General features: G+C 50.0%; 18 protein-coding genes and 2 tRNA genes. 13 read left to right on the top strand and 7 right to left on the bottom strand.

The features are described 5' to 3' along the window. The first annotated feature begins 72 nt into the window (after nt 1-72). The 3 genes from EDI28_RS19725 (at nt 73) to EDI28_RS19715 (ending at nt 1,816) form a co-directional block, all read left to right on the top strand. Nucleotides 73-148: transfer RNA gene (locus EDI28_RS19725), tRNA-Asn, on the top strand. A 74-nt stretch (nt 149-222) separates the two neighbouring features. Beyond that, a tRNA-Thr gene (locus EDI28_RS19720) sits at nt 223-298 on the top strand. 261 nt (nt 299-559) lie between these two features. Further along, entirely contained in the window at nt 560-1,816 is a 1,257-nt protein-coding gene (locus tag EDI28_RS19715) for a cyclic di-GMP phosphodiesterase (protein ID WP_128785597.1), read from the top strand. Nucleotides 1,817-1,911: 95 nt separating this feature from the next. Here EDI28_RS19715 and mrcB read toward each other — a convergent pair whose 3' ends face one another. Together mrcB and hrpB are read right to left on the bottom strand one after the other, a co-directional pair. Continuing rightward, nucleotides 1,912-4,341, bottom strand: coding sequence for a penicillin-binding protein 1B (gene mrcB / locus EDI28_RS19710; protein WP_128785608.1), 2,430 nt, complete (start codon nt 4,339-4,341; stop codon nt 1,912-1,914). 155 nt (nt 4,342-4,496) lie between these two features. Beyond that, nucleotides 4,497-6,965 (bottom strand): ATP-dependent helicase HrpB, encoded by a 2,469-nt coding sequence (gene hrpB / locus EDI28_RS19705; protein ID WP_128785596.1) that lies wholly within the window; start codon nt 6,963-6,965, stop codon nt 4,497-4,499. A 142-nt stretch (nt 6,966-7,107) separates the two neighbouring features. Here hrpB and thpR point away from each other — a divergent pair, with 142 nt between their 5' ends. The 8 genes from thpR (at nt 7,108) to panC (ending at nt 13,582) form a co-directional block, all read left to right on the top strand. Next, nucleotides 7,108-7,689 carry an RNA 2',3'-cyclic phosphodiesterase gene (gene thpR, locus EDI28_RS19700; RefSeq protein ID WP_164918594.1) on the top strand — a complete coding sequence of 194 codons (582 nt, stop codon included), beginning with the start codon at nt 7,108-7,110 and terminating at the stop codon, nt 7,687-7,689. Further along, on the top strand, nt 7,686-8,390 hold the full coding sequence (sfsA, locus tag EDI28_RS19695; RefSeq protein ID WP_128785594.1) for a DNA/RNA nuclease SfsA: 705 nt from the start codon (nt 7,686-7,688) through the stop codon (nt 8,388-8,390). The genes thpR and sfsA overlap by 4 nt, the downstream gene beginning before the upstream one ends. A 135-nt stretch (nt 8,391-8,525) precedes the next feature. Next, complete coding sequence (gene dksA / locus EDI28_RS19690) at nt 8,526-8,975, top strand: RNA polymerase-binding protein DksA (RefSeq protein ID WP_128785593.1); 450 nt, start codon at nt 8,526-8,528, stop codon at nt 8,973-8,975. Nucleotides 8,976-9,047: 72 nt separating this feature from the next. Continuing rightward, the gene (gluQRS, locus tag EDI28_RS19685; protein WP_128785592.1) at nt 9,048-9,932 is read left to right on the top strand and encodes a tRNA glutamyl-Q(34) synthetase GluQRS; all 885 of its coding nucleotides are present in this window, start codon (nt 9,048-9,050) and stop codon (nt 9,930-9,932) included. A 103-nt stretch (nt 9,933-10,035) separates the two neighbouring features. Continuing rightward, the gene (gene pcnB, locus EDI28_RS19680) at nt 10,036-11,400 is read left to right on the top strand and encodes a polynucleotide adenylyltransferase PcnB (protein ID WP_233353478.1); all 1,365 of its coding nucleotides are present in this window, start codon (nt 10,036-10,038) and stop codon (nt 11,398-11,400) included. Continuing rightward, nucleotides 11,397-11,882, top strand: coding sequence for a 2-amino-4-hydroxy-6-hydroxymethyldihydropteridine diphosphokinase (folK, locus tag EDI28_RS19675; protein WP_128785590.1), 486 nt, complete (start codon nt 11,397-11,399; stop codon nt 11,880-11,882). Before pcnB ends, folK begins: the two co-directional genes overlap by 4 nt. 26 nt (nt 11,883-11,908) lie before the next feature. After that, a complete protein-coding gene (gene panB / locus EDI28_RS19670) occupies nt 11,909-12,703 on the top strand; it encodes a 3-methyl-2-oxobutanoate hydroxymethyltransferase (RefSeq protein WP_128785589.1) in 795 nt (264 codons plus the stop codon). Between the two features lie 9 nt (nt 12,704-12,712). Beyond that, nucleotides 12,713-13,582: a pantoate--beta-alanine ligase gene (gene panC, locus EDI28_RS19665; protein ID WP_128785588.1), complete on the top strand. Its 870-nt coding sequence runs from the start codon at nt 12,713-12,715 to the stop codon at nt 13,580-13,582. A 64-nt stretch (nt 13,583-13,646) separates the two neighbouring features. On the opposite strand, the gene EDI28_RS19660 is transcribed toward panC, so the two are convergent. Beyond that, nucleotides 13,647-14,417 (bottom strand): ABC transporter permease, encoded by a 771-nt coding sequence (locus tag EDI28_RS19660; RefSeq protein WP_128785587.1) that lies wholly within the window; start codon nt 14,415-14,417, stop codon nt 13,647-13,649. Continuing rightward, entirely contained in the window at nt 14,414-15,337 is a 924-nt protein-coding gene (locus EDI28_RS19655; RefSeq protein ID WP_128785586.1) for an ABC transporter ATP-binding protein, read from the bottom strand. The genes EDI28_RS19660 and EDI28_RS19655 overlap by 4 nt, the downstream gene beginning before the upstream one ends. A gap of 171 nt (nt 15,338-15,508) precedes the next feature. Between EDI28_RS19655 and can the strand changes: the two genes are divergently transcribed. Beyond that, on the top strand, nt 15,509-16,162 hold the full coding sequence (can, locus tag EDI28_RS19650; RefSeq protein ID WP_128785585.1) for a carbonate dehydratase: 654 nt from the start codon (nt 15,509-15,511) through the stop codon (nt 16,160-16,162). Between the two features lie 98 nt (nt 16,163-16,260). On the opposite strand, the gene hpt is transcribed toward can, so the two are convergent. Further along, complete coding sequence (gene hpt / locus EDI28_RS19645) at nt 16,261-16,794, bottom strand: hypoxanthine phosphoribosyltransferase (RefSeq protein ID WP_128785584.1); 534 nt, start codon at nt 16,792-16,794, stop codon at nt 16,261-16,263. A gap of 224 nt (nt 16,795-17,018) precedes the next feature. On the opposite strand from hpt, the gene EDI28_RS19640 reads away from it, so the two are divergent. Next, the gene (locus EDI28_RS19640) at nt 17,019-17,624 is read left to right on the top strand and encodes a TetR/AcrR family transcriptional regulator (protein WP_128785583.1); all 606 of its coding nucleotides are present in this window, start codon (nt 17,019-17,021) and stop codon (nt 17,622-17,624) included. A 70-nt stretch (nt 17,625-17,694) separates the two neighbouring features. On the opposite strand, the gene EDI28_RS19635 is transcribed toward EDI28_RS19640, so the two are convergent. Then, on the bottom strand, nt 17,695-18,735 hold the full coding sequence (locus tag EDI28_RS19635) for an ABC transporter ATP-binding protein (protein ID WP_128785582.1): 1,041 nt from the start codon (nt 18,733-18,735) through the stop codon (nt 17,695-17,697). Beyond that, nucleotides 18,735-20,363, bottom strand: coding sequence for an ABC transporter permease (locus EDI28_RS19630; RefSeq protein WP_128785581.1), 1,629 nt, complete (start codon nt 20,361-20,363; stop codon nt 18,735-18,737). Before EDI28_RS19630 ends, EDI28_RS19635 begins: the two co-directional genes overlap by 1 nt. Nucleotides 20,364-20,457: the final 94 nt, after the last annotated feature.

The following is a 20,457-nucleotide window of genomic DNA, read 5'->3' as shown; positions in this document are numbered from 1 at the left end:
CGGTGGTTCGATTCCGCCTCGAGGCACCATTATTCATCCGATGCGAGTTTATCGTATTAGATAACGAATAATTCCCCTTTAGTTCAGTTGGTAGAACGGCGGACTGTTAATCCGTATGTCGCAAGTTCAAGTCTTGCAAGGGGAGCCAAATTTCAATTTAAGCTACGGCTTGAAAAGAATAAAAATAAGTGGTTTTTCTCGTTAGAGGTTAACTGCACTTGTGCCGACTTAGCTCAGTAGGTAGAGCAACTGACTTGTAATCAGTAGGTCACCAGTTCGACTCCGGTAGTCGGCACCATTATTTTGAAACCTCATCTTTTGATGAGGTTTTTTTTCGCCTGCACTTCCACATACACACCTTGTGGCATATTGGGTAGCTTAGTAGTTATAGTTTACAATAATAGTTATAAGCAGAGTGCTATCAGTTTCATTGAGTACCACGGACTAATACTTCATGCCAATGGTGTATCAATTGGTAACTGATACTCGCAATCTGTATTGAAAGGAACCGCTAAATCGGTATAGAAAATTTTAAAAATAGCAGGTTGCGCTAAATATAATGGCAAGTATAAAACTCTCAGTAGAGCGCTTAACCGAAGGTTTATATATTAAGCTACCATTGCAATGGACTGATCATCCTTTTCTACTGAACCATTTCAAAATCAAAGATCACCAACAAATTCGCCTGATCAAAAACCTCGGGGTGAAATTTGTCTACCTGATCCCGGAGAAAAGCGACAACAAGCCGCTAGCCCCGGAAACGCCAGTCGAAGAGATGAGCGAAGATGAAAGCCTGTTTCTAGATAAACAGGCGGAAAAGTTGTGGAAGGAAAAGCAGTGCCGCATCACTCGCCTGAAAAACTACAAACGTAAACTGCAGCGCTGCGAAAAAAACTTCGATCGCTCGATGTCTCAACTACGTTCAATCATCGGAAAAATTAAAAGCCGTCCGGTTACCGCAATCAAAGAAGCGGAAAGTCTGGTCGAGGAAATGGTTGATGCGCTGATGGAAAGCGACAATGTTGCTCTCCACCTGATGAATGATGCCAAAGATTCTGAAGATATTTACTTCCACTCGTTGAACGTGGCCGTTATGTCGATGATGCTGGCGAAATCCAGTGGTATGCCGGCTAGTGACATCAAAGCGATTGCACTAGGTGCATTGTTCCATGATATGGGAAAGCTGAAAGTGCCTACTGCTATCACCCGTAAAATAACGCCCCTGACAGCCCCTGAAGAAAATTACCTGAAGCTGCATACCAAATACAGCCTGGAACTGGCGAACCTTGCAGAGGACTTCCCACAGGCAGCAAAGCCTATTCTGAGTCAGCACCACGAGATGCTGGATGGCAGCGGTTACCCACAGAAGCTTCCGGCCAATAAGATTGATTTAAAGGCGCAGCTTGTTTCCGTCGTCAATGCCTATGACAACTTGTGTCATCCTCAGGATCCGGCCAAGGCACGAATTCCGTACAGCGCCCTATCCTATCTGTTCAAGAACAAGAAGGCGCAATACAACAGCGACTTTATGGCACTGCTGATCCGCCTGATGGGCGTCTACCCTCCAGGCAGCGTTGTCCAGCTCTCTAACCAGCAGCTGGGGCTGGTTATCTCGGTAAACTCAGATAGCCTGCTGTTTCCGAATGTCCTGCTTTATGACCCTTCGGTTCCTTCCAACGAAGCACCGATTCTCGATCTTGAAGAAAGCGATCTGCGTATTGAGCAGGCAATAATCCCGAGCAAGCTACCGGAAAAGGTGTATACCTACCTCAATCCCCGGATCAGAATTTCATATTACTTCGACCCTAACGACTAACTCCCTGGCAATTAAATCCCTAGCGGCTAACTCACAGTTGCCCAGCCCTGCTGAGCAACTGTGTTGATTCCGATTCGGTTAAGTCGTGCCCCTTCTTACAGGCTAAACATATCCTTGATCCAGGCGGCAGGCTTATTACCGGTACACTGTGTTTTCAGCGAGCCATCTTTGTCCCACACCGGTAACGACTGTCGACCGCTACAGTCTAGGCTCAAGGTGCCATTGGACAGACGGTTATATTTCATCGTAGTCAGCTTCTTCGGCCACGTAAGATGTAAAGGCTCTGGCTGGCGCCGCTGTAGGTAATCACTATACAGACGCAGCGCACCGGCCGATCCCGTCAGGTTGACCGGTTTGTTATCGTCCCGCCCTATCCAAACGGTCACCACTTCCCGGCCGTCAGCACCTACATACCAGCTATCACGGGTTTTATCGGTCGTACCGGTTTTACCGGCAAGTGCCGCCCAGCCGAATTTAGGTTGCAGAAAGCGTGCCGTGCCCTGGCTGACTACATTTTTCATCCCGTAGGTTGTCAGCCATGCAGCTTGCTCTGGCACTGCCTGAGCCGCTTTGGGATAGTTTTGATAAAGCATGCTGCCTTGCTGGTCGACAACGGCACGCAGCGCGGTAAGCTCCGCTTTCCGTCCACCGCTAGTTACCGTCTGGTACATCTGGGTTACTTCAAACGGCGTCAGAGTAAAAGCACCGAGTAAAATCGACGGTAGCTTAGGGATCTCGTTCCGATCCACACCCAGCTGCACCATGGTGTTGATAACAGGCTCCAGCCCGACTTGTAACCCGAGGTTCACCGTCGGCACATTCAGCGATTTCGCCAGCGCATAATACAGCGGCACCTCGCCCCGGAACTTGCGATCATAGTTCCTCGGCTTCCAGGCTGTCCCACGACTGCCCTTGAGCATAATGGGCTTGTCATCAATCGTAGTGGCCAAAGTATATTGTCCAGGCTTGCGAAGTGCTGCCAGGTAAACAGCAGGTTTCACCAGTGAACCTATCTGCCGGCTTCCATCCAGAGCCCGGTTAAACCCCGCATAGCCCGGGCGACTTCCCCCGACCATTGCTCGGACCTCCCCGCTCTGGCGATCGACCGCAACGATAGCCGTTTCAACTTTGACACCCGCTTTCTTGTTTAACTTGGGTACCATCGTCATCACCGCTTTTTCTGCCTCTTGCTGCGACAACGGATCCAGGGTACTAAACACTCTCAGACCAATGCCCGGGGTAAAATTATCCCCGACTTTCTGCTTAAGCTCTCGCTGCAGCTGCTGGAAGTACGCAGGCTGGCGACTGGCTATCATCGGTCGGCTTTGCACATCCAACGGACGCGAAGCTGCCTGTTCGTATTGCTCGCCGTCCAAAATTCCGTTATCCATCATTAAACGCAGGATCAGATCCCTGCGCTGGCGGGCCCGCTCAGGATTACGCCACGGATTGTAATAGGATGGACCTTTTGCCAATCCGACCAGCAGAGCCTGCTGATCAATACGCAGCTCTTGTAACGGGCGGCCAAAATACAGCCGTGCTCCCAAGGCAAAGCCATGAACCTCCTTCCCGCCGTTTTGACCAAGGTAAATCTCATTGAGGTATGCTTCGAGGATCCGATCTTTGCTATAGCGATAATCAATAATCAGAGCAATATACGCCTCACTCAGTTTCCTCAGCAAAGTACGTTCTCGGGACAGGAAAATATTTTTTGCCAGCTGCTGAGTCAGGGTGCTTCCCCCCTGCACGGTTCTGCCAGCTCTCAGGTTTACAAACAGGGCACGTACAATGGCCAACGGGGAAACCCCGCCGTGATGATAAAAATCCCGGTCTTCGGTAACCAACAGAGCATCAACCAGTACCTCGGGAAAGCGTTCCCGTGGCAGGAAAATCCGCTGCTCGCCTTCACTGGTTCCCAACATGCCCAGCATTTTCGGCTCTATCCGCACATATCCCAGCTGGCGCTTGCTACCGACTTCGTTGATCCGGCTCAATGTACCGTCGGCAAACGTCAGCATGACATGCCGCTTGCCTTCAGGCCCATCCTCGAATTCAAAAGGCCGGCGGATCAACTCAATACGAGTGGAAGATGAGGAGTATTCGCCAATGCGCTGTGGTGTTTTGACTTTGTGGTACTGCAGCAGATCGAGCTCCCTTCGCACTTCTTGCAAAGTCATGGCCTGATCCGGCTGCAAAGTCAGTACTCGCCCGTAGACAACGGCTGGCAGATTCCACAGCTGACCATCAAATTTATCCCGTACCACATTATCTAAATAAATGCCGACAACAAGCAGGATAGCAACGACCACGATGGCAACTTTGACACCAAAACCCAGCAGCCATTTCAGCCAGCCCGGCAGTCTTGAGTTCTTTTTCTTGGTTGGCTTTTTCTTGCTTCGGCGAGGTTTGGCCGGGCTTTTCTTGGCCGGCGCTTTGGCAGCGGTCTTGCGACGAGTAGTAGGTTTCTTATCGGCCGGCTTCTTCGCGACAGGCTTTTTCGCAACAGATTTCTTGGCTCCCGGCATCTTGGGAGCAGGGGCTGAAAGGCGAACTGGCAACTTGATCTTCATGCTGTACATCATTCCCGAAATCCAATCCCTGCATTCAATACAGTCTTAACCGCAGGGATCAAAAGGCTTTTGTCAGCCGCAGTATAAACTTACAGCGGCCAACGGTACTGTTACATATACTTTTTGGTTTTTTTCGTTGGTGCATGATTTGCCGGATCATCCGGCCAGACATGCTTAGGGTATCGCCCTTTCATTTCTTTCTGCACATCCCGGTAAGAACCTTGCCAGAAAGCAGCCAAATCCTGAGTGATCTGCAGCGGCCTCTGCGCCGGTGAAAGCAACTCCAGTACGACCGCAATTTTTCCGTTTGCTATCAGGGGCGATGATTTTTCCCCGAACATCTCCTGCATCCGGACGGCCAGCACAGGTTTATGGCCAAGCTGGTAACGGATCGGATAGCGCGAACCGGTCGGTACCCGATAGTGCGTAGGTAATATCGACTCCAATACTTTTGCCTGCTCCCAGCCCAACCGAGCTTCCAGAGCAGCAACTAAGTCTACTTTATCAATCGCTTTAAGCGTTTTTATACCATTCATAAACGGTAACAGCCACTGATCGGCCTCGGCCAGCAAACTGGCTTCATCCATGGCAGGCAAATTAAGTTCAGGTAACCATTCTCCCGCACAGCGAGCCCGGACCAACAAACTCTTCGAGCGGCTACTCCAAGGCAGCACGCCAAGCCCCTTACGCACAACGGCGTTCAGCAAGGCTTCACTGGCCTTGGCCGGATCCGGCTCAGCCATCGCGGTACGCTGTATAACCAGCTGACCGCAACACAAGTGTTTCTCGGCACTCAACCGGCCTTTCTTATCATCCCAATCCAGCCATTCCCGCTCCTCAAACAACTGTGGAAGTTGCGCCTGCAATCTACCGACATCTGCCGCTATCGCCGAAAAAATCCGACTATCGCCCTGCCGGGTTTTCACCACATCAGCAACCACCAACATGGACTCATCCGCCATTGGCTCATCAGGAAGCAACATGGCCCCCTGTCCGTTTGCCAACTGATAGCGCCCGTCCCGGCCTCGTGACAGGGCAATTCGGTCAGGAAAACCGGCCGCCATCAAAGGTGCTATCCAATCGGTCGCCACCTTCAACACCGAAGGAACAGCATCTGTTAGTTTGGCCAGGTGCAGCTTGGTACGCTGCATATACTGCCTGCTACGAGGCAGTTTACCGCCCTCCAGCAGGTTGAGCTGGAAGTGCAGATCCGGATTGTTCATACCGCGCGGCGGCTCTTCCAGCAGTGCCACCAGCATCGCTGCGGTTACCATCGCCGACTTATCCAGCTGCTTTGCCATCAGCAATATAGCAGCATGGCGGGGCTCGGCGCCAAGTTGCTGGATTTGCTTGCCCTTGTCGGTGAGCATACAGTGTGGGTCCAACGCTCCCAGGCTCTGCAGCAAGCCGCGAGACTGGCACAGGGCTTGGGCTGGTGGAGTATCAAGCCAGCAAAGCTCTCCGGCATCAATGCAGCCCCACTGTGCAAGCTCCATCGCCAAAGAGGTAAGATCGGCCCGTAGGATCTCTGGCTGCGGCGTGGCTGGCTGTCTCACCAGTAACTCTTCACTATACAAACGCAGACAGATCCCCGGCTCTAGGCGCCCGGCACGTCCGGCTCGCTGTTCGGCAGACGAACGGGCAATACGCACCTGTTCCAATCGGCTGATCCCAGTCTTGGGATCCCACTTCGCAATGCGCTCAAGTCCGCAATCAACCACCATCCGGATCCCTTCGATTGTCAGGCTGGTCTCGGCAATATTGGTCGCCAAGACAACTTTCCGCTTGCCTTTTGGGGCAGGGGCAATCGCCTGCTGCTGCTGATCGGTTGTGAGCTGCCCATAAAGCGGACAAACCAGCACATCATTGCCAGCCTTTTCTTCAACCAGTGTCGCAAGGCGTTTGATCTCTCCAGCACCAGGTAAAAAAACCAATATTGAACCGGGCTCGCTATTTAGCAACTGAAGTACTTCTCGTGCCGCGCTGTCGACAACCAGCTTGCTATCCGCCACCGTTTTATAACGATGTTCAACCGGAAAACAGCGGCCTTCGGATTCAACATATGCCGCCTCGGGCAACAGCGAGATCAGTGCCTCGGCATCGAGCGTCGCTGACATCACCAGCAGCTTCAAATCATCCCGCAATGCCTCCTGAACCTCCAACGCCAGAGCCAGCGAGGTATCGGCATGGATACTGCGCTCGTGGAATTCATCAAAGATCAGCAACCCGACCCCAGTAAGCTCCGGATCCTGCTGCAACATCCGAGTCATGACACCTTCAGTCACTATCTCCAGCCGCGTCGTCGAACTCACCCGGGTCTCACCACGGATCCTCAAGCCGACAGTCTGCCCGACACTCTCCCCCAGCTGCGAAGCCAGATAACTGGCAATATTACGCGCCGCCAAGCGGCGAGGTTCCAGCATGACGATTCGCCCGTCAATGCCGCCCAGCTGCAAGATAGCCAGTGGCAGCCGGGTTGATTTACCCGCACCGGGAGGCGCTTTCAAAATAAGCTGAGAGCAAGACTTGAGCTGTTCAAGCAGCGGAGATAAAACAGTATCGATAGGCAGCTGTGACAATGTGAAAACCTTGTGTCATATTCAAACTAAGCTGAAAGCTATTGTACAAGAAAGTCATTTGCCAAACTGGACAATTATCTGACCAATCCTCACAGGCAGAATACCCACTATTTATATGTGCCTTTCAACGGGTCGAACAACGATGAATAATGACAGACATGAACGCCTTTTCTTTGCCCTGGCCCTAGAATCCCCGACCAATCAGCCCGCTTTCCGCCAGCTATGCCAGCTCATACAAATATTACCGGGCGACGGACGCCGGGTACCGGACTCTAACCTCCACCTGACCCTGGCGTTTCTCGGGCTTGTCAGCGAACAGCAAAAAGAGCATCTCCTCGCGTTGACGAGCGCACTCACCCTACCGGCATTTTCTCTCCATGCCTCAATACTGAAATACCAGAAACGTAGCAGGCTTATATGGCTTGGCTGCAACAACGTTCCCGCCCCCTTAGAGCAGCTGGCCGCCGACTTAAAGGAGGCGGCCGAACAAGTCGGCCTGAAACAGGAAAGACGGAAATATACCCCTCATATCACCTTAAAAAAGCATGTCCGCCAGCGCCCTGAGTCATTACCGGAAAATAATGATTTCACCTTTCATTTTCAGCACTTTGGCCTGTATATTTCAGAACAGGTCAAAACTGCCCGTAGATCAGGTGTCCGCTACCGGTGTCTGCAGCAGTGGCCGCTCTCCCAGACGAAACCGGACAATCAGGATCCCGAATGAAATTTGACCCACAGTTACAGGCTGCTACATTAATCAAACGCTATAAACGTTTCCTCGCTGACATTGAACTTCCCGGCGGCGAAGTACGAACCATTCACTGTGCCAATACCGGCGCAATGACTGGCTGTGCCGAGCCAGGAAGCACGGTTTGGTATTCCACATCAGAGAATCCGAAGCGTAAATACCCCAATAGCTGGGAGCTTTCTCATACTCCAAACGGGCACTGGATCTGTGTGAATACGGCACAAGCCAACCGCTTGGTCGAAGAGGCAATAAACAAGAATGTCATCACAGAATTACAAGGCTATTCATCACTCCGTACCGAAGTAAAGTATGGTTGTGAAAACAGCAGGATAGATATTTTATTAACCGCCGGTGACAAACCACCGTGCTATATTGAAGTGAAAAGCGTTACCCTGCTGGAGAATGGGCAAGGTTTTTTCCCCGACGCTGTCACGTCTCGGGGGCAGAAGCATCTGCGAGAGCTGATGGAGGTAGCAAGAAGCGGAGATAGAGCTGTACTTTTTTTCGCGATTTTACATTCAGGGATTGAAAATGTATCCACGGCACACCATATAGACCCGGACTATCATAAATTAATTCAACAAGCAGAACGGGCTGGCGTTGAGATCATCTGTTACAAAGCGGTATTGAACCAGAATGAGCTCTATTTAGACAGCTGTATAAAATTTCACCAATGACCATGAAAAATGATGCTTTCTTCACATTGGTATAAAATTGAATATATGCAGCAATTGCCACACATACCCCTTTCTGCTATAGATACCGCCCAAAATTAACCAGTGACGGTTATTAGGTATATTAGGAGATGCTATATGCCAGAGAGCAACGTTAAAAAATCGCTAGGCATCCTGGCTATTGCTGGGGTTGAGCCGTATCAGGAAAAAGCCGGCGAAGAATACATGGGTGAAGCTCAGCTAGAGCACTTCCGAAAAATTCTTGATGCATGGCGCAACCAGCTTCGTGAAGAAGTTGATCGTACCGTTAACCATATGCAGGATGAAGCGGCAAACTTCCCAGATCCAGTGGATCGTGCGGCGCAGGAAGAAGAATTCAGCCTTGAACTCCGTAACCGTGACCGTGAACGCAAATTAATCAAGAAAATTGAAAAAACGCTTCAGCGCATTGAAGACGATGACTTTGGTTTCTGTGATTCTTGCGGTATCGAAATTGGCATCCGCCGTCTTGAAGCCCGCCCGACAGCTGATCTATGTATTGACTGTAAAACGCTTGCAGAAATCAAAGAAAAGCAGATGGCAGGCTAATACTTCGCTATTATACAGCAACTGTTTTAAGGGGGGAGCAACAGCTCCCTCTTTCATTTTTATGATTTGTTTATGAGTACAAAAAGCCACTATACCGGCCGATTCGCGCCATCACCGTCTGGTCCTTTGCACTTTGGATCCCTTGTTGCCGCGCTCGGCAGCTACCTGCAGGCCAAAGCCCACCAAGGATCTTGGCTGGTACGAATGGAAGATCTGGATCCGCCTCGGGAAATGCCCGGTGCCGCGGACGATATCTTGTATACGCTGGAAGCCTACGGCTTAACGTGGGATGATACCGTGATGTACCAGAGCCAGCGCCATGATGCCTATCAGGCTCAGGTTGATGCTTGGTTGCACAGCCGAGAGGCCTATTATTGCCAATGTAGCCGTAAACAAATCAAACTTGCCGGTGGATATTATCCGGGAACCTGCCGCGAACTGAACTGCAGCGCCAATAACAGTGCTGTTCGGCTTAAAGTTGATTCACCCATTACCTATTTTCATGATGTACTGCATGGCCGCATTGAGATCCCGCAGGCCTTGGCCCAAGAGGATTTCATCATTCACCGCCGGGACGGGCTGTATGCTTACAACCTTGCCGTCGTGCTGGATGACATTGAACAAGGCATCACCGAAGTCGTCCGCGGTGCCGATTTAATTGAACCAACCGGGCGGCAAATTGACCTTTACCGCCAGCTAGGGCAGCCGGAAGTCAGCTACCTGCATTTGCCGTTAGCGGTTACCGAAAATGGCAACAAGCTATCGAAGCAGAACCATGCACCGGCTATCGACAAGGCCAATCCAAAACCTGCTTTAATTAGAGCAATGATGTTTCTTGGAATGCAACCGCCAGCCGATTTAATCACCTCCAGCCTGGAAGATATTCTCCGTTGGGGCTGCATTCATTGGCAAGTTGACAGGCTGCCGCAATCGACAGCTATCACACTAGCATTCTAAAATGGCCCGCCGTGATATATGATATGCGGCTGTTTGTTGAACCCGATCCACGTATATGAGGTGTATTATCTTTAATCGAGTAGCCAGCTTTTGCCGTAAGGTATTGAATCGCGACAGTAGTACTCTCGTTACCGAGGACCTAACTTTGCAAATTTTTCAACGCCAAGAGCACGGTATTTCACGTAAAGATATCAGCGAAAATGCGCTGAAGGTACTTTATCGTCTCAATAAGGCCGGTTTTGATGCTTATCTTGTTGGTGGTGGTGTACGCGATCTGTTACTACACAAGCAGCCAAAAGATTTTGATATCGCGACCAATGCCACACCGGAAGAAATCAAGAAGCTGTTTCGCAACTGCCGCCTGATCGGGCGTCGCTTCCGTCTGGCACACATTCTGTTTGGCCGCGATATTATCGAGGTGGCAACCTTCCGTGGCCATCATGCCGATACCAAGCCTAGCATTCAGAACAAGCAGCAAGTTGCCTCGCAAAACCAAGAAGGCATGCTGCTCCGCGATAATGTTTATGGCACTATCGATGAAGATGCCGAGCGCCGTGACTTCACCATCAATGCACTCTACTACAGCATCAAAGACTTTACCGTCAACGACTATGCCAACGGTGTCCACGATCTGGAAAACCGAATTATCCGTTTGATTGGTGATCCGGAAACACGCTACCGTGAAGATCCGGTACGGATGCTGCGCGCTGTTCGCTTTGCCGCCAAGCTCGACATGGAGATTGAAAGCAAAACTGCCGCGCCAATCCACCAGCTTGCCAACTTACTGCAGGATATTCCGTCTGCCCGTCTGTTTGAAGAAAGCCTGAAGCTACTACAATCAGGCAATGGGTTGGCGACATACAAGCTGATGCGCGAGTACAACCTGTTCCAGCAGCTTTTCCCGTTACTGTCTGAACACTTTACCGAAGATCACAGCAGTCAGACCGAGCAGATGATTGAACACATTCTGGCGGCGACCGATAAACGTATCGTAGAAGAGAAACGTGTTAATCCGGCATTTATGTATGCCGCAATGCTGTGGTACCCAATGGTTACCCGTGCTGAAGAAATTTCAATTACCAGCGGCCTGTCGTATTACGATGCCTTTATGGTGGCATCGAATGATGTCCTCGACGAGCAAGTGAAGTCGATAGCGATCCCGCGTCGCTTTACTACAACGGTGCGCGATATCTGGCAGCAGCAGATGCGCTTTAGCCGCCGCAGCGGAAAACGTGCCTACAAGGCGCTGGAGCACCCTAAATTCAGGGCTGCATATGACTTTCTTGAAATGCGCGGCAACTTCGAGAGCGAAAATATTGCCGAGCTGGCTAACTGGTGGAACGAATTCCAGTCTGCCGATCGCAACAGGCGTGGCAAGATGGTACAGCTTATCAATGATGAAAGCGGCCAACGTCGCCGTCGCCGCCCGCAGCGCCGCAAAAAGCCACAAGTGAAATCCTCGTCATGATCCGAGCTTACATCGCAATTGGCAGCAACCTGGGTGATCCTGTCACCCAGGCTAAAAATGCCATTGCAGCCCTGAAACAGGTACCTGGTGTTCAGGTAGTAGCCGAATCATCACTGTACAGCAGTACCCCGATGGGGCCCCAGGATCAGCCCGACTATATCAATGCGGTTGTTGCTATTGATACCACCTTGGCTCCGCTTGCCCTGCTGGATCAAACTCAGGCCATCGAACTGGAGCATGGCCGGGTTAGGAAAGCCGAGCGCTGGGGGCCAAGAACGCTGGATCTCGACATTATCCTGTACGGTAATCTGCTGCATGACTGCGAACGACTAACCGTTCCGCACTATGGAATGAAAGTACGTGAGTTTGTACTTTATCCGCTGGCAGAAATTGCCCCTGATTTAATCCTGCCAGATCACACTGCGCTGCAAACGTTGTTGAATCAGGTAGACCGCAATGGCCTCGCTATCTGGCATTCATAAGGCATTGTTTTAGGGAGAGAAAGATTATGAAAAAAATAACTATCAACGACCTGATGAAATGGAAGCAGGAAGGTCGTAAATTTGCATCAATCACAGCATATGATGCAAGCTTTGCTCAGCTGTTTGAGCAACAGGAAGTCCCGGTTTTACTGGTTGGTGACTCATTGGGTATGGTGCTGCAGGGCAAACCTGACACCTTGCCAGTCAGCGTTCAGGATGTTGCCTACCACACTCGCTGTGTTCGGGCTGGCAGCCCAAACGCCCTGCTGATGGCCGATATGCCATTTATGAGCTATAGCACACCAGAGCAGGCCTGTGAGAACGCAGCCGAGCTAATGCGAGCAGGAGCCAATATGGTCAAGCTCGAAGGCGGTGCCTGGCTGGCAGAAACTGTGTCTAAATTGACCGAACGTTCTGTTCCAGTTTGTGCTCATCTGGGGTTAACCCCTCAATCCGTAAACATTTTTGGTGGCTATAAAGTTCAGGGACGTGACTCTGACCACGCAGAGCAGATGGTGAAAGATGCTATTCTGTTGAAAAACGCTGGTGCCCAGATCATTTTGCTGGAATGCGTACCTGCCAGCCTCGCTGAACGTATTACCAAAGCCGTAGAAGTTCCTGTCATTGGTATTGGTGCCGGTAATGTCACTGACGGCCAGATTCTGGTTATGCATGACATGTTCGGGATTTCTGCCAATTACATGCCACGTTTCTCTAAGAACTACCTAACTGAAACCGGCGAGATGCGCACGGCAGTCACCAAATACCTAGAAGATGTCGAGGCCGGAGTATTCCCCGGTCCAGAGCATACCTTTGAGTAAGGAATAACAATGCAAACATTCGCCGAGATTGCCCCAATTCGTGAACAAGTACGAACATGGCGCCGTGAAGGTCGCCGTATCGCTTTTGTTCCAACGATGGGCAACCTGCATGAAGGTCACCTTACACTGGTTCGAAAAGCCCGTGAGCATGCTGATGTCGTTGTTGTCAGTATTTTTGTCAACCCAATGCAGTTCGACAAGGCCGATGACCTGACCAACTATCCGCGTACGCTGGAAGATGATCTCGCCAAGCTAAATGGCGAAGCTGTCGATCTTGTCTTTACTCCGACGCCTGAAATCATGTATCCGGAGGGCTTGGATCAACAGACGTTCGTCGATGTTCCGAGCCTGTCGACGATGCTCGAAGGGGCATTGCGACCTAGCCATTTCCGCGGTGTCTCTACCGTGGTTACCAAGCTGTTCAATATTGTCCAGCCGGATATCGCCTGCTTTGGCGAGAAAGACTACCAGCAGCTAGCCCTGATCCGTCAGATGGTCATTGATATGGCGATGGATATCGAAATCATCGGTGTCCCGACGGTTCGAGAAATGGACGGACTGGCAATGAGCTCACGCAATAGCCTCCTAACCGTCGACGAGCGCCAGCGAGCACCGGTACTGGCACGTACAATGCGTTGGATCAGCAGCCAAATGCGCGGTGGCCGCACCGACTATGCCGAAATTGTTGTCGATGCCAACGATCAGCTCCGTGCTGCCGGCCTGCAACCGGATGAAGTTTATATTCGCGATGCTGTTACCCTACAACTCATCGGTGAAGAAACCCAGCAGGCAGTGATCCTGATGTCAGCAATTCTGGGCAAGGCGCGTCTCATCGATAACCAAGTTGTTGATCTGACACAGCCGCAAGCTTCCGAGTAATGTAAACTAATAAAAACTAAAAGGCCCTGCATCGATGATGCAGGGCCTTTTTCATACATGAACATTACGATCGTAAGCCAATCCCGCGCGAAATAAGGTAATAGACAAATCCGTACAGTGCTGCAATAAAGACACCGAGCACCGCAAAGGAAGTGCCGATACCAACATCTGACACCCCGAGGAAACCATAACGGAAAGCATTAACCATATAGACTATCGGATTGAGCTTTGACACCCCCTGCCAGAATTCAGGCAGCAGGCTCAATGAGTAAAAGACCCCGCCAAGATAGGTTAACGGCGTCAGAACAAAGGTCGGAATAATACTGATATCATCAAACGTTTTTGCATAGACAGCATTGATCAAGCCACCCAGTGCAAACACAATCGAGGTCATCACCACGGTAGCAATGATCACACCAAGATGGGCAATCTTCAGATCAACAAACAGCAGCGAGACGACAGAGACAATAAAGCCGACAGCCAAGCCGCGCAGAACACCACCACCGACATAGCCCGCAATAATAATATAGCTAGGGACCGGCGCAACTAGCAGCTCTTCAATATTATGCTGTAGCTTGGCACTGAAGAACGAAGACGCCACATTGGAATAGGAGTTGGTGATCACCGACATCATGATCAATCCAGGCACAATATATTCCATATAGGTAAAGCCCCCCATCTCCCCGATCCGGCTGCCGATCAAGCTACCGAAAATAATGAAGTACAGGGTCATGGTGATCGCCGGCGGAACCAGAGTCTGCACCCAAATACGGGCAAACCGATTAACCTCTTTATTGATCAGGCTCTTGAAAGCGACCCAAAATTGATGTCTCATGCCTGCTCCCTTTTCTCGGCGGCGACCAAGTTGACAAACAGCTCCTCGAGGCGGTTTGCTTTGTTTCGCATTGACAGCACTTCTACCCCCTGGCTGGTTAGCTGGTGAAATACCGTATTGAGTCCAGTACCTTTGGGAATATCAATTTCCAAGGTGTGGTTGTCCGGCATCTTCCACTTAACGCCTTCAAGAACAGGTCTTTTACCGTTGAGTTTGATATCAAGAATAAATGTTTCCACTTCCAGCTTGCCCAGTAACGCTTTCATGCTGGTATTCTCAATCAGTACGCCCCGATGAATAATGCCGATATTGCGACATAACATCTCGGCTTCCTCGAGATAATGGGTAGTCAGGATTATCGTAACCCCCTGCTGGTTGATTTCGCGCAGAAACTCCCACATAGAGCGCCTCAGCTCGATATCGACACCTGCCGTAGGCTCATCGAGGATCAACAGTTTTGGTTCATGCATCAAGGCACGGGCAATCATCAGACGGCGTTTCATCCCGCCGGATAGGTTACGGGATATTTCACCTCGCTTCTGCCACAAATCAAGCTGGGTCAGGTACTTCTTTGCCCGCTCTTTCGCCACGTTTTTTTCGACCCCATAGTAACCGGCCTGGTTCACCACGATCTGCTCAACAGTTTCAAACTGGTTGAAATTGAACTCCTGCGGTACCAGGCCCAACTGATTTTTGGCTTCAACCAGCTGGGTATCCAAATCATAGCCAAAGACACTCACGGCTCCGGACGTCTTGTTAACTAACGAACTTATGATTCCAATAGTGGTAGATTTGCCAGCACCATTAGGACCAAGCAAAGCGAAGAAATCGCCTTCTTCAACGTAAAGGCTTATATTTTTCAAAGCCTTAACGCCACTCTTGTAATTTTTACTTACATTTTTTATTTCCAATGCGTTCATAAAATGCAATCTTTATGTTAGAAATTTTCATCAACCGAACAACTAATCCGATTTGCTAACTGGCCAGCTTGTGTATAGTGGGGCCGGTTTACATAACTTTCAGCCTCTGTCCGTACAGGACTGACACTTATGTGAATTGGTATAACGAATGTATCAAACAAAGGCATCATCATGGCAGATATAAAACAGCTATTCGCAAATAATATCTCTTGGTCAGAGAACATTAAGGAAGAAAAGCCCGAATTTTTTTCTCACCTTTCCCAAGCCCAGCGTCCTGAGTACCTATGGATTGGCTGTGCTGACAGCCGGGTACCCGCCGAACGCCTTACAGGCCTAGATTCGGGAGAGTTGTTCGTACACCGAAACGTTGCCAATCAGGTCATTCATACCGACTTGAATTGCCTCTCCGTCGTACAGTATGCCGTTGACGTACTCAAGGTAAGGCATATCATTGTCTGTGGCCACTATGGCTGTGGCGGCGTAACAGCAGCGATTGACAACCCACAACTGGGGCTGATCAACAACTGGTTGCTGCACATCCGTGACCTATACCTGAAATACCGTCCTGAACTTAGCTCCCTTCCTCGCGAAGAATGGAGCGACAAGCTGTGTGAAATCAATGTTGCGACCCAAGTCTACAACCTCGGTAACTCCACGATCTTGCAGCAAGCGTGGGAACGAGGCCAGAAAATAAAAATTCATGGGTGGGTCTATGGTATCGGTGACGGCGTACTCCGGGATCTCGGCGTTGCTGCCACCAGCCGCGAAGAGCTGGAAGAAGCCTATCAGGCTGCAATGACGGCTATTCTCCCGCAGATAAAGTAGGCCGCCCAGCGAGCACAAGCCTACCTTCAAACTAAATAGAATAAAAAAGCGACCTCGCGGTCGCTTTTTTATCTCAGTCAAAACAGCTGACCACAGGATCAATCTTCCTGCGGAACCACCTTGCCGATAAATGGCAGGTGACGGTATTTCTGGGCATAGTCAATACCTACACCCACAACAAACTCATCAGGGATTTCAAAACCATACCAGTCTACCTTCACTTCAACTTCACGACGCTCAGGTTTATCAAGCAGCGTACAGATACGAATTGAATTAGGCTCACGCAGCGATAAAATCTCGCAGACTTTATTCAGTGTATTACCGGTATCGATAATATCTTCAACCAATAGAACATCTTTACCTTTGATATCATCATCCAGATCTTTCAGGATACGAACATCACGGTTGCTTTCCATTGTATTGCCATAACTTGATGCAGTCATGAAGTCGACTTCATGTGGAAGCTCAATCGCACGCGCTAAATCGGCCATAAATACGAAAGAACCACGTAGTAAACCAACCATAACAAGGTCGTCAGAATCCTTGTAACACTCGGTAATTTGCTGTCCCAGCTCTTTGACGCGCGCCTGAACATCCTGCTCAGAAATCATTACTTCAACTGTATGCTTCATCTTTTTCTCCATCAGGACAACGACATCGTCGCCTGCAGGCTAACTATCACAACGGATCTCTATTCTAACATTCCTGTCGAACAATAGTTATTTTATCGAAGCTGTCAATTATATGACACAACTTGTACAAAACCAGTTTGAATGCAACAGACTGCTATTGTAAAGTTATCTTGTAAAACAAATATATAACTTATACAAATAATCAAGGCTAGGGAATAAACGAAATGGATACGATCGTTAAGAAGACCAGAACACGTCTTTCACCAGAAAAACGAAAACAGCAATTGCTTGATTTCGCCTTAGAGGTTTTTGCCAGACGCGGCATCGGTCGAGCTGGCCATGCAGACATTGCCGAAATGGCCAATGTATCGGTGGCGACGGTATTTAACTATTTCCCGACAAGGGAAGCATTAGTCGAGCAAGTTCTCGCACAGGTTGAGAATCGCTTCAGCATACTTATTGCCGAGTGCCTTGGAAATCAAAACAAGCCTCTGTACCCTCGATTAACATACATTACGCATAGCCTGATCGATACTGTTATCGAACAACAAGATTGGCTAAAAGTGTGGTTTGAGTGGAGCACGTCTGTACGAAATGAAATCTGGCCCCAGTTTATCAACGGCAACAAACAAAGCCACCAGCGCCTCGCTGATATGTTTGCCCAGGGGATAGAGAATCAGGAGCTAGATGCCCAGCAATCTCCCGACGAGCTTGCCTGGCAGTTACATGGCATTTGTTACGTTCTCTATCTACAAGCCAACATCAACCCGGATCAGGATAAGATGCGCGAGCAGGCAGCAGTGTACATTTCTGCGCTGTTGTCTAAGTAAGATCCAACAATATGATATTCGATCAAAAAGGCCAGCATACTGCTGGCCTTGTTCGTTATCCCGCGGCCTCTTAGCACGCAGTCGCAAATACAACGGGATCATGAGGCTCTATCTCTACCTTGACGCGTTCGCCCACCTGCAAAATCAAGTGCGAGTTAACAACTAATGTATGCCCTTGAAAGTCAACGGTATAACGACAGTTATCTCCCATGAACAACTGCTCGGTGATCACCCCTTGTCCATCCTGGGCCGGCCTCACTTTCAGGTTTTGAGGGCGCAGAAGCCACTCGACACTGGTTTCCTGGCCGTACGGCTGATCTGTCTTCATATCGATCTCGCCAAATGGGGTAAACAGCATGTGATCATTTTTAACTGTGGCCGGTAAATATGACCCCGAACCAAGGAACTCGGCGACAAAGCGGCTGCTAGGGCGGTAATACAGATCTGTCGCACAGCCGAATTGTTCAATGACCCCATGATTCATTACGGCGAGACGATCGGCAAAAGCAAATGCTTCTTCACGGCTATGGGTAACAAAAATGGCCGTCACCCCCTGGGTCTTGAAAATACGGCGGATCTCTTTGATCAAGCCATGACGAACCTGGGTATCGATATTGGAAAAGGGCTCATCAAGCAAGATAAGATCCGGCTCGCAGGCCAGCGCCCGGGCAATCGCCACCCTCTGCTGCTGACCACCCGATAATTGATGCGGGTAGCGTCCATCCAGGCCGGTAAGGTGAACCAGCTCCAGCATTTCCTGAACTTTGGCTGTAATACGGGGCTTACCCCAGTCACGCAAGCCAAAGGCGATATTCTCGGCAACCGTCAGGTGAGGAAAAAGGGCATAGTCCTGGAATATCATCCCAATATTACGCTTCTCCGGCGGCAGCCATGTGTCCTGATCGGCAATCGTTCGACCGTTAATGTGGATATCACCACTTTCCAGTGGCAGCAGGCCAGCAATAGCTTTCAGCAAGGTGGTTTTACCACAGCCACTGGCTCCCAGAAGACAGACGATTTCATTATCTTTCACTGGCAGAGAGAGGTTCTGTAATACCGCCTGACCATTGTACTTGCAAGTCAGGTTCTGAACGGATAATGCATGGCTCATCAGTGTTTCTGCTCCAAAGAACGGTTAACCATTACCAGAGGTATCAGGCCAACAATAACCAATAAAATCGCAGGCAGAGCAGCTAATTCCAGCTGCTCGTCTGATGCGAAGTTAAATACATAGGTTGCCAATGTTTCAAAATTGAACGGACGCAACAACAAGGCGGCATTGAGCTCTTTCATCGACTCGATAAAGACCAATAAGCCAGCTATCAGGCAGCCCCTGCGGATCAGGGGAAGGTGAACCCGACGCAACATCTGGGTCGAGGCATAGCCCATCGTTTTCGATGCCATATCCAATGATGGCGGCACCTTCGCCAGGCTGCTTTCGATACTGCCTATCGCCACGGCGGCAAAACGGACCACAAAGGCAAAGATTATGGCGATCATCGTCCCCGAGAATACGAGCCCCGGACGACCAAGACCAAAGTTAATCGCAAAATCATTAAGCAAGTGATCGGCACTGGTTAGCGGGATCATCACCCCGATAGCCAAAACGGTCCCCGGCACGGCATAACCCAGCGATGAAGCACGTATAGGTACCAGAGTGGACTTCCTTCCGTCTAAGCGATGATAGAAGTTAACAATCAACGCCAATATCACAGCAATGAATGCAGCAATGATCGACACCATTAAGCTATTGATACTGTATTGCTGGAACTCTGAAGTCCAGCTCTCGGCAAAGTAGTGCCACGCATAATAACCCAACTGCAGCAGAGGCATCACAAAGGCAAAACCCACTAGCGCCCAGCACCAGCTCAGGGCCAGCCACTTCTTCACACCAGTCAGGGCGTAGCGAATATCATCACCATGGTCAAACTCTTGTTGAAACAACTTTTGCTTGCGACGGCTGAAACGTTCGGCACTAATAAGCAGAAAAATCACCACCAACATAATAGCTGAAATTTTTGCTGCGGCATTGAGATTGGAATACCCCAGCCAGGTGTCGTACACCGCCGTTGTCAGCGTGTTAACGGCAAAATAGCTAACGGTGCCAAAATCCCCCAGCGTTTCCATTGCCACCAGCGACAAGCCGACTGCAATTGATGGACGAGCAAGCGGCAAAGAGATACGACGGAAGCTGTCCCACGGAGAGCAGCGCAGCAATCGGGCAGACTGTAACAGACTGACACTCTGCTCCATAAAGGCAGCCCGGGCCAACAGGTAAATATAGGGATAGAGAACGAGTGCCAACACCATGCAGGCCCCGCCCAGACTCCGGATATCCGGGAACCAGTAGTCATGGATGCTCTGCCAGCCAAAAACATCACGCAGAAAGATTTGGATCGGGCCTGCATAGTCGAACCAGTCTGTATAAATATAACCAATGATATAGCCAGGCATGGCCAAAGGAAGGACAAGCGCCCATTGCAGGACTTTCTCTCCCGGGAGCCGGCACATTGCCATCACCCAGGCCGCGGGCAAGCCAAAAAGCAGAGCCAACAGCATGGTCCCCAACACCAGCCAGAATGTATTGCTGGTGTAGGTTGCCATAACAGTCCCCATCAAATGTGAGAAGACGTCATCCGACTCGCCTATCGCGGTATAAAAAATCGCCAGAATAGGCAAGACCAGCAGTAGGGAGAGCCCCCAGCCGCTGGTCCGCCAAAACATATATTTTTCTTTCATTGCTTACTACTTAGTACCTTTTGCAATAAGTTTATGGCGTCGGCACAACCTAATGTTGAAATAAGAACCACGCAAAAACCCTACTTTTCAGCAG

Origin of the sequence: Photobacterium chitinilyticum (assembly GCF_004104355.1) — a bacterium.
Lineage (GTDB): Bacteria > Pseudomonadota > Gammaproteobacteria > Enterobacterales > Vibrionaceae > Photobacterium > Photobacterium chitinilyticum.
The sequence above is the reverse complement of the archived record's forward strand: the minus strand, read 5'-3'. Positions and strand labels throughout refer to the sequence as shown.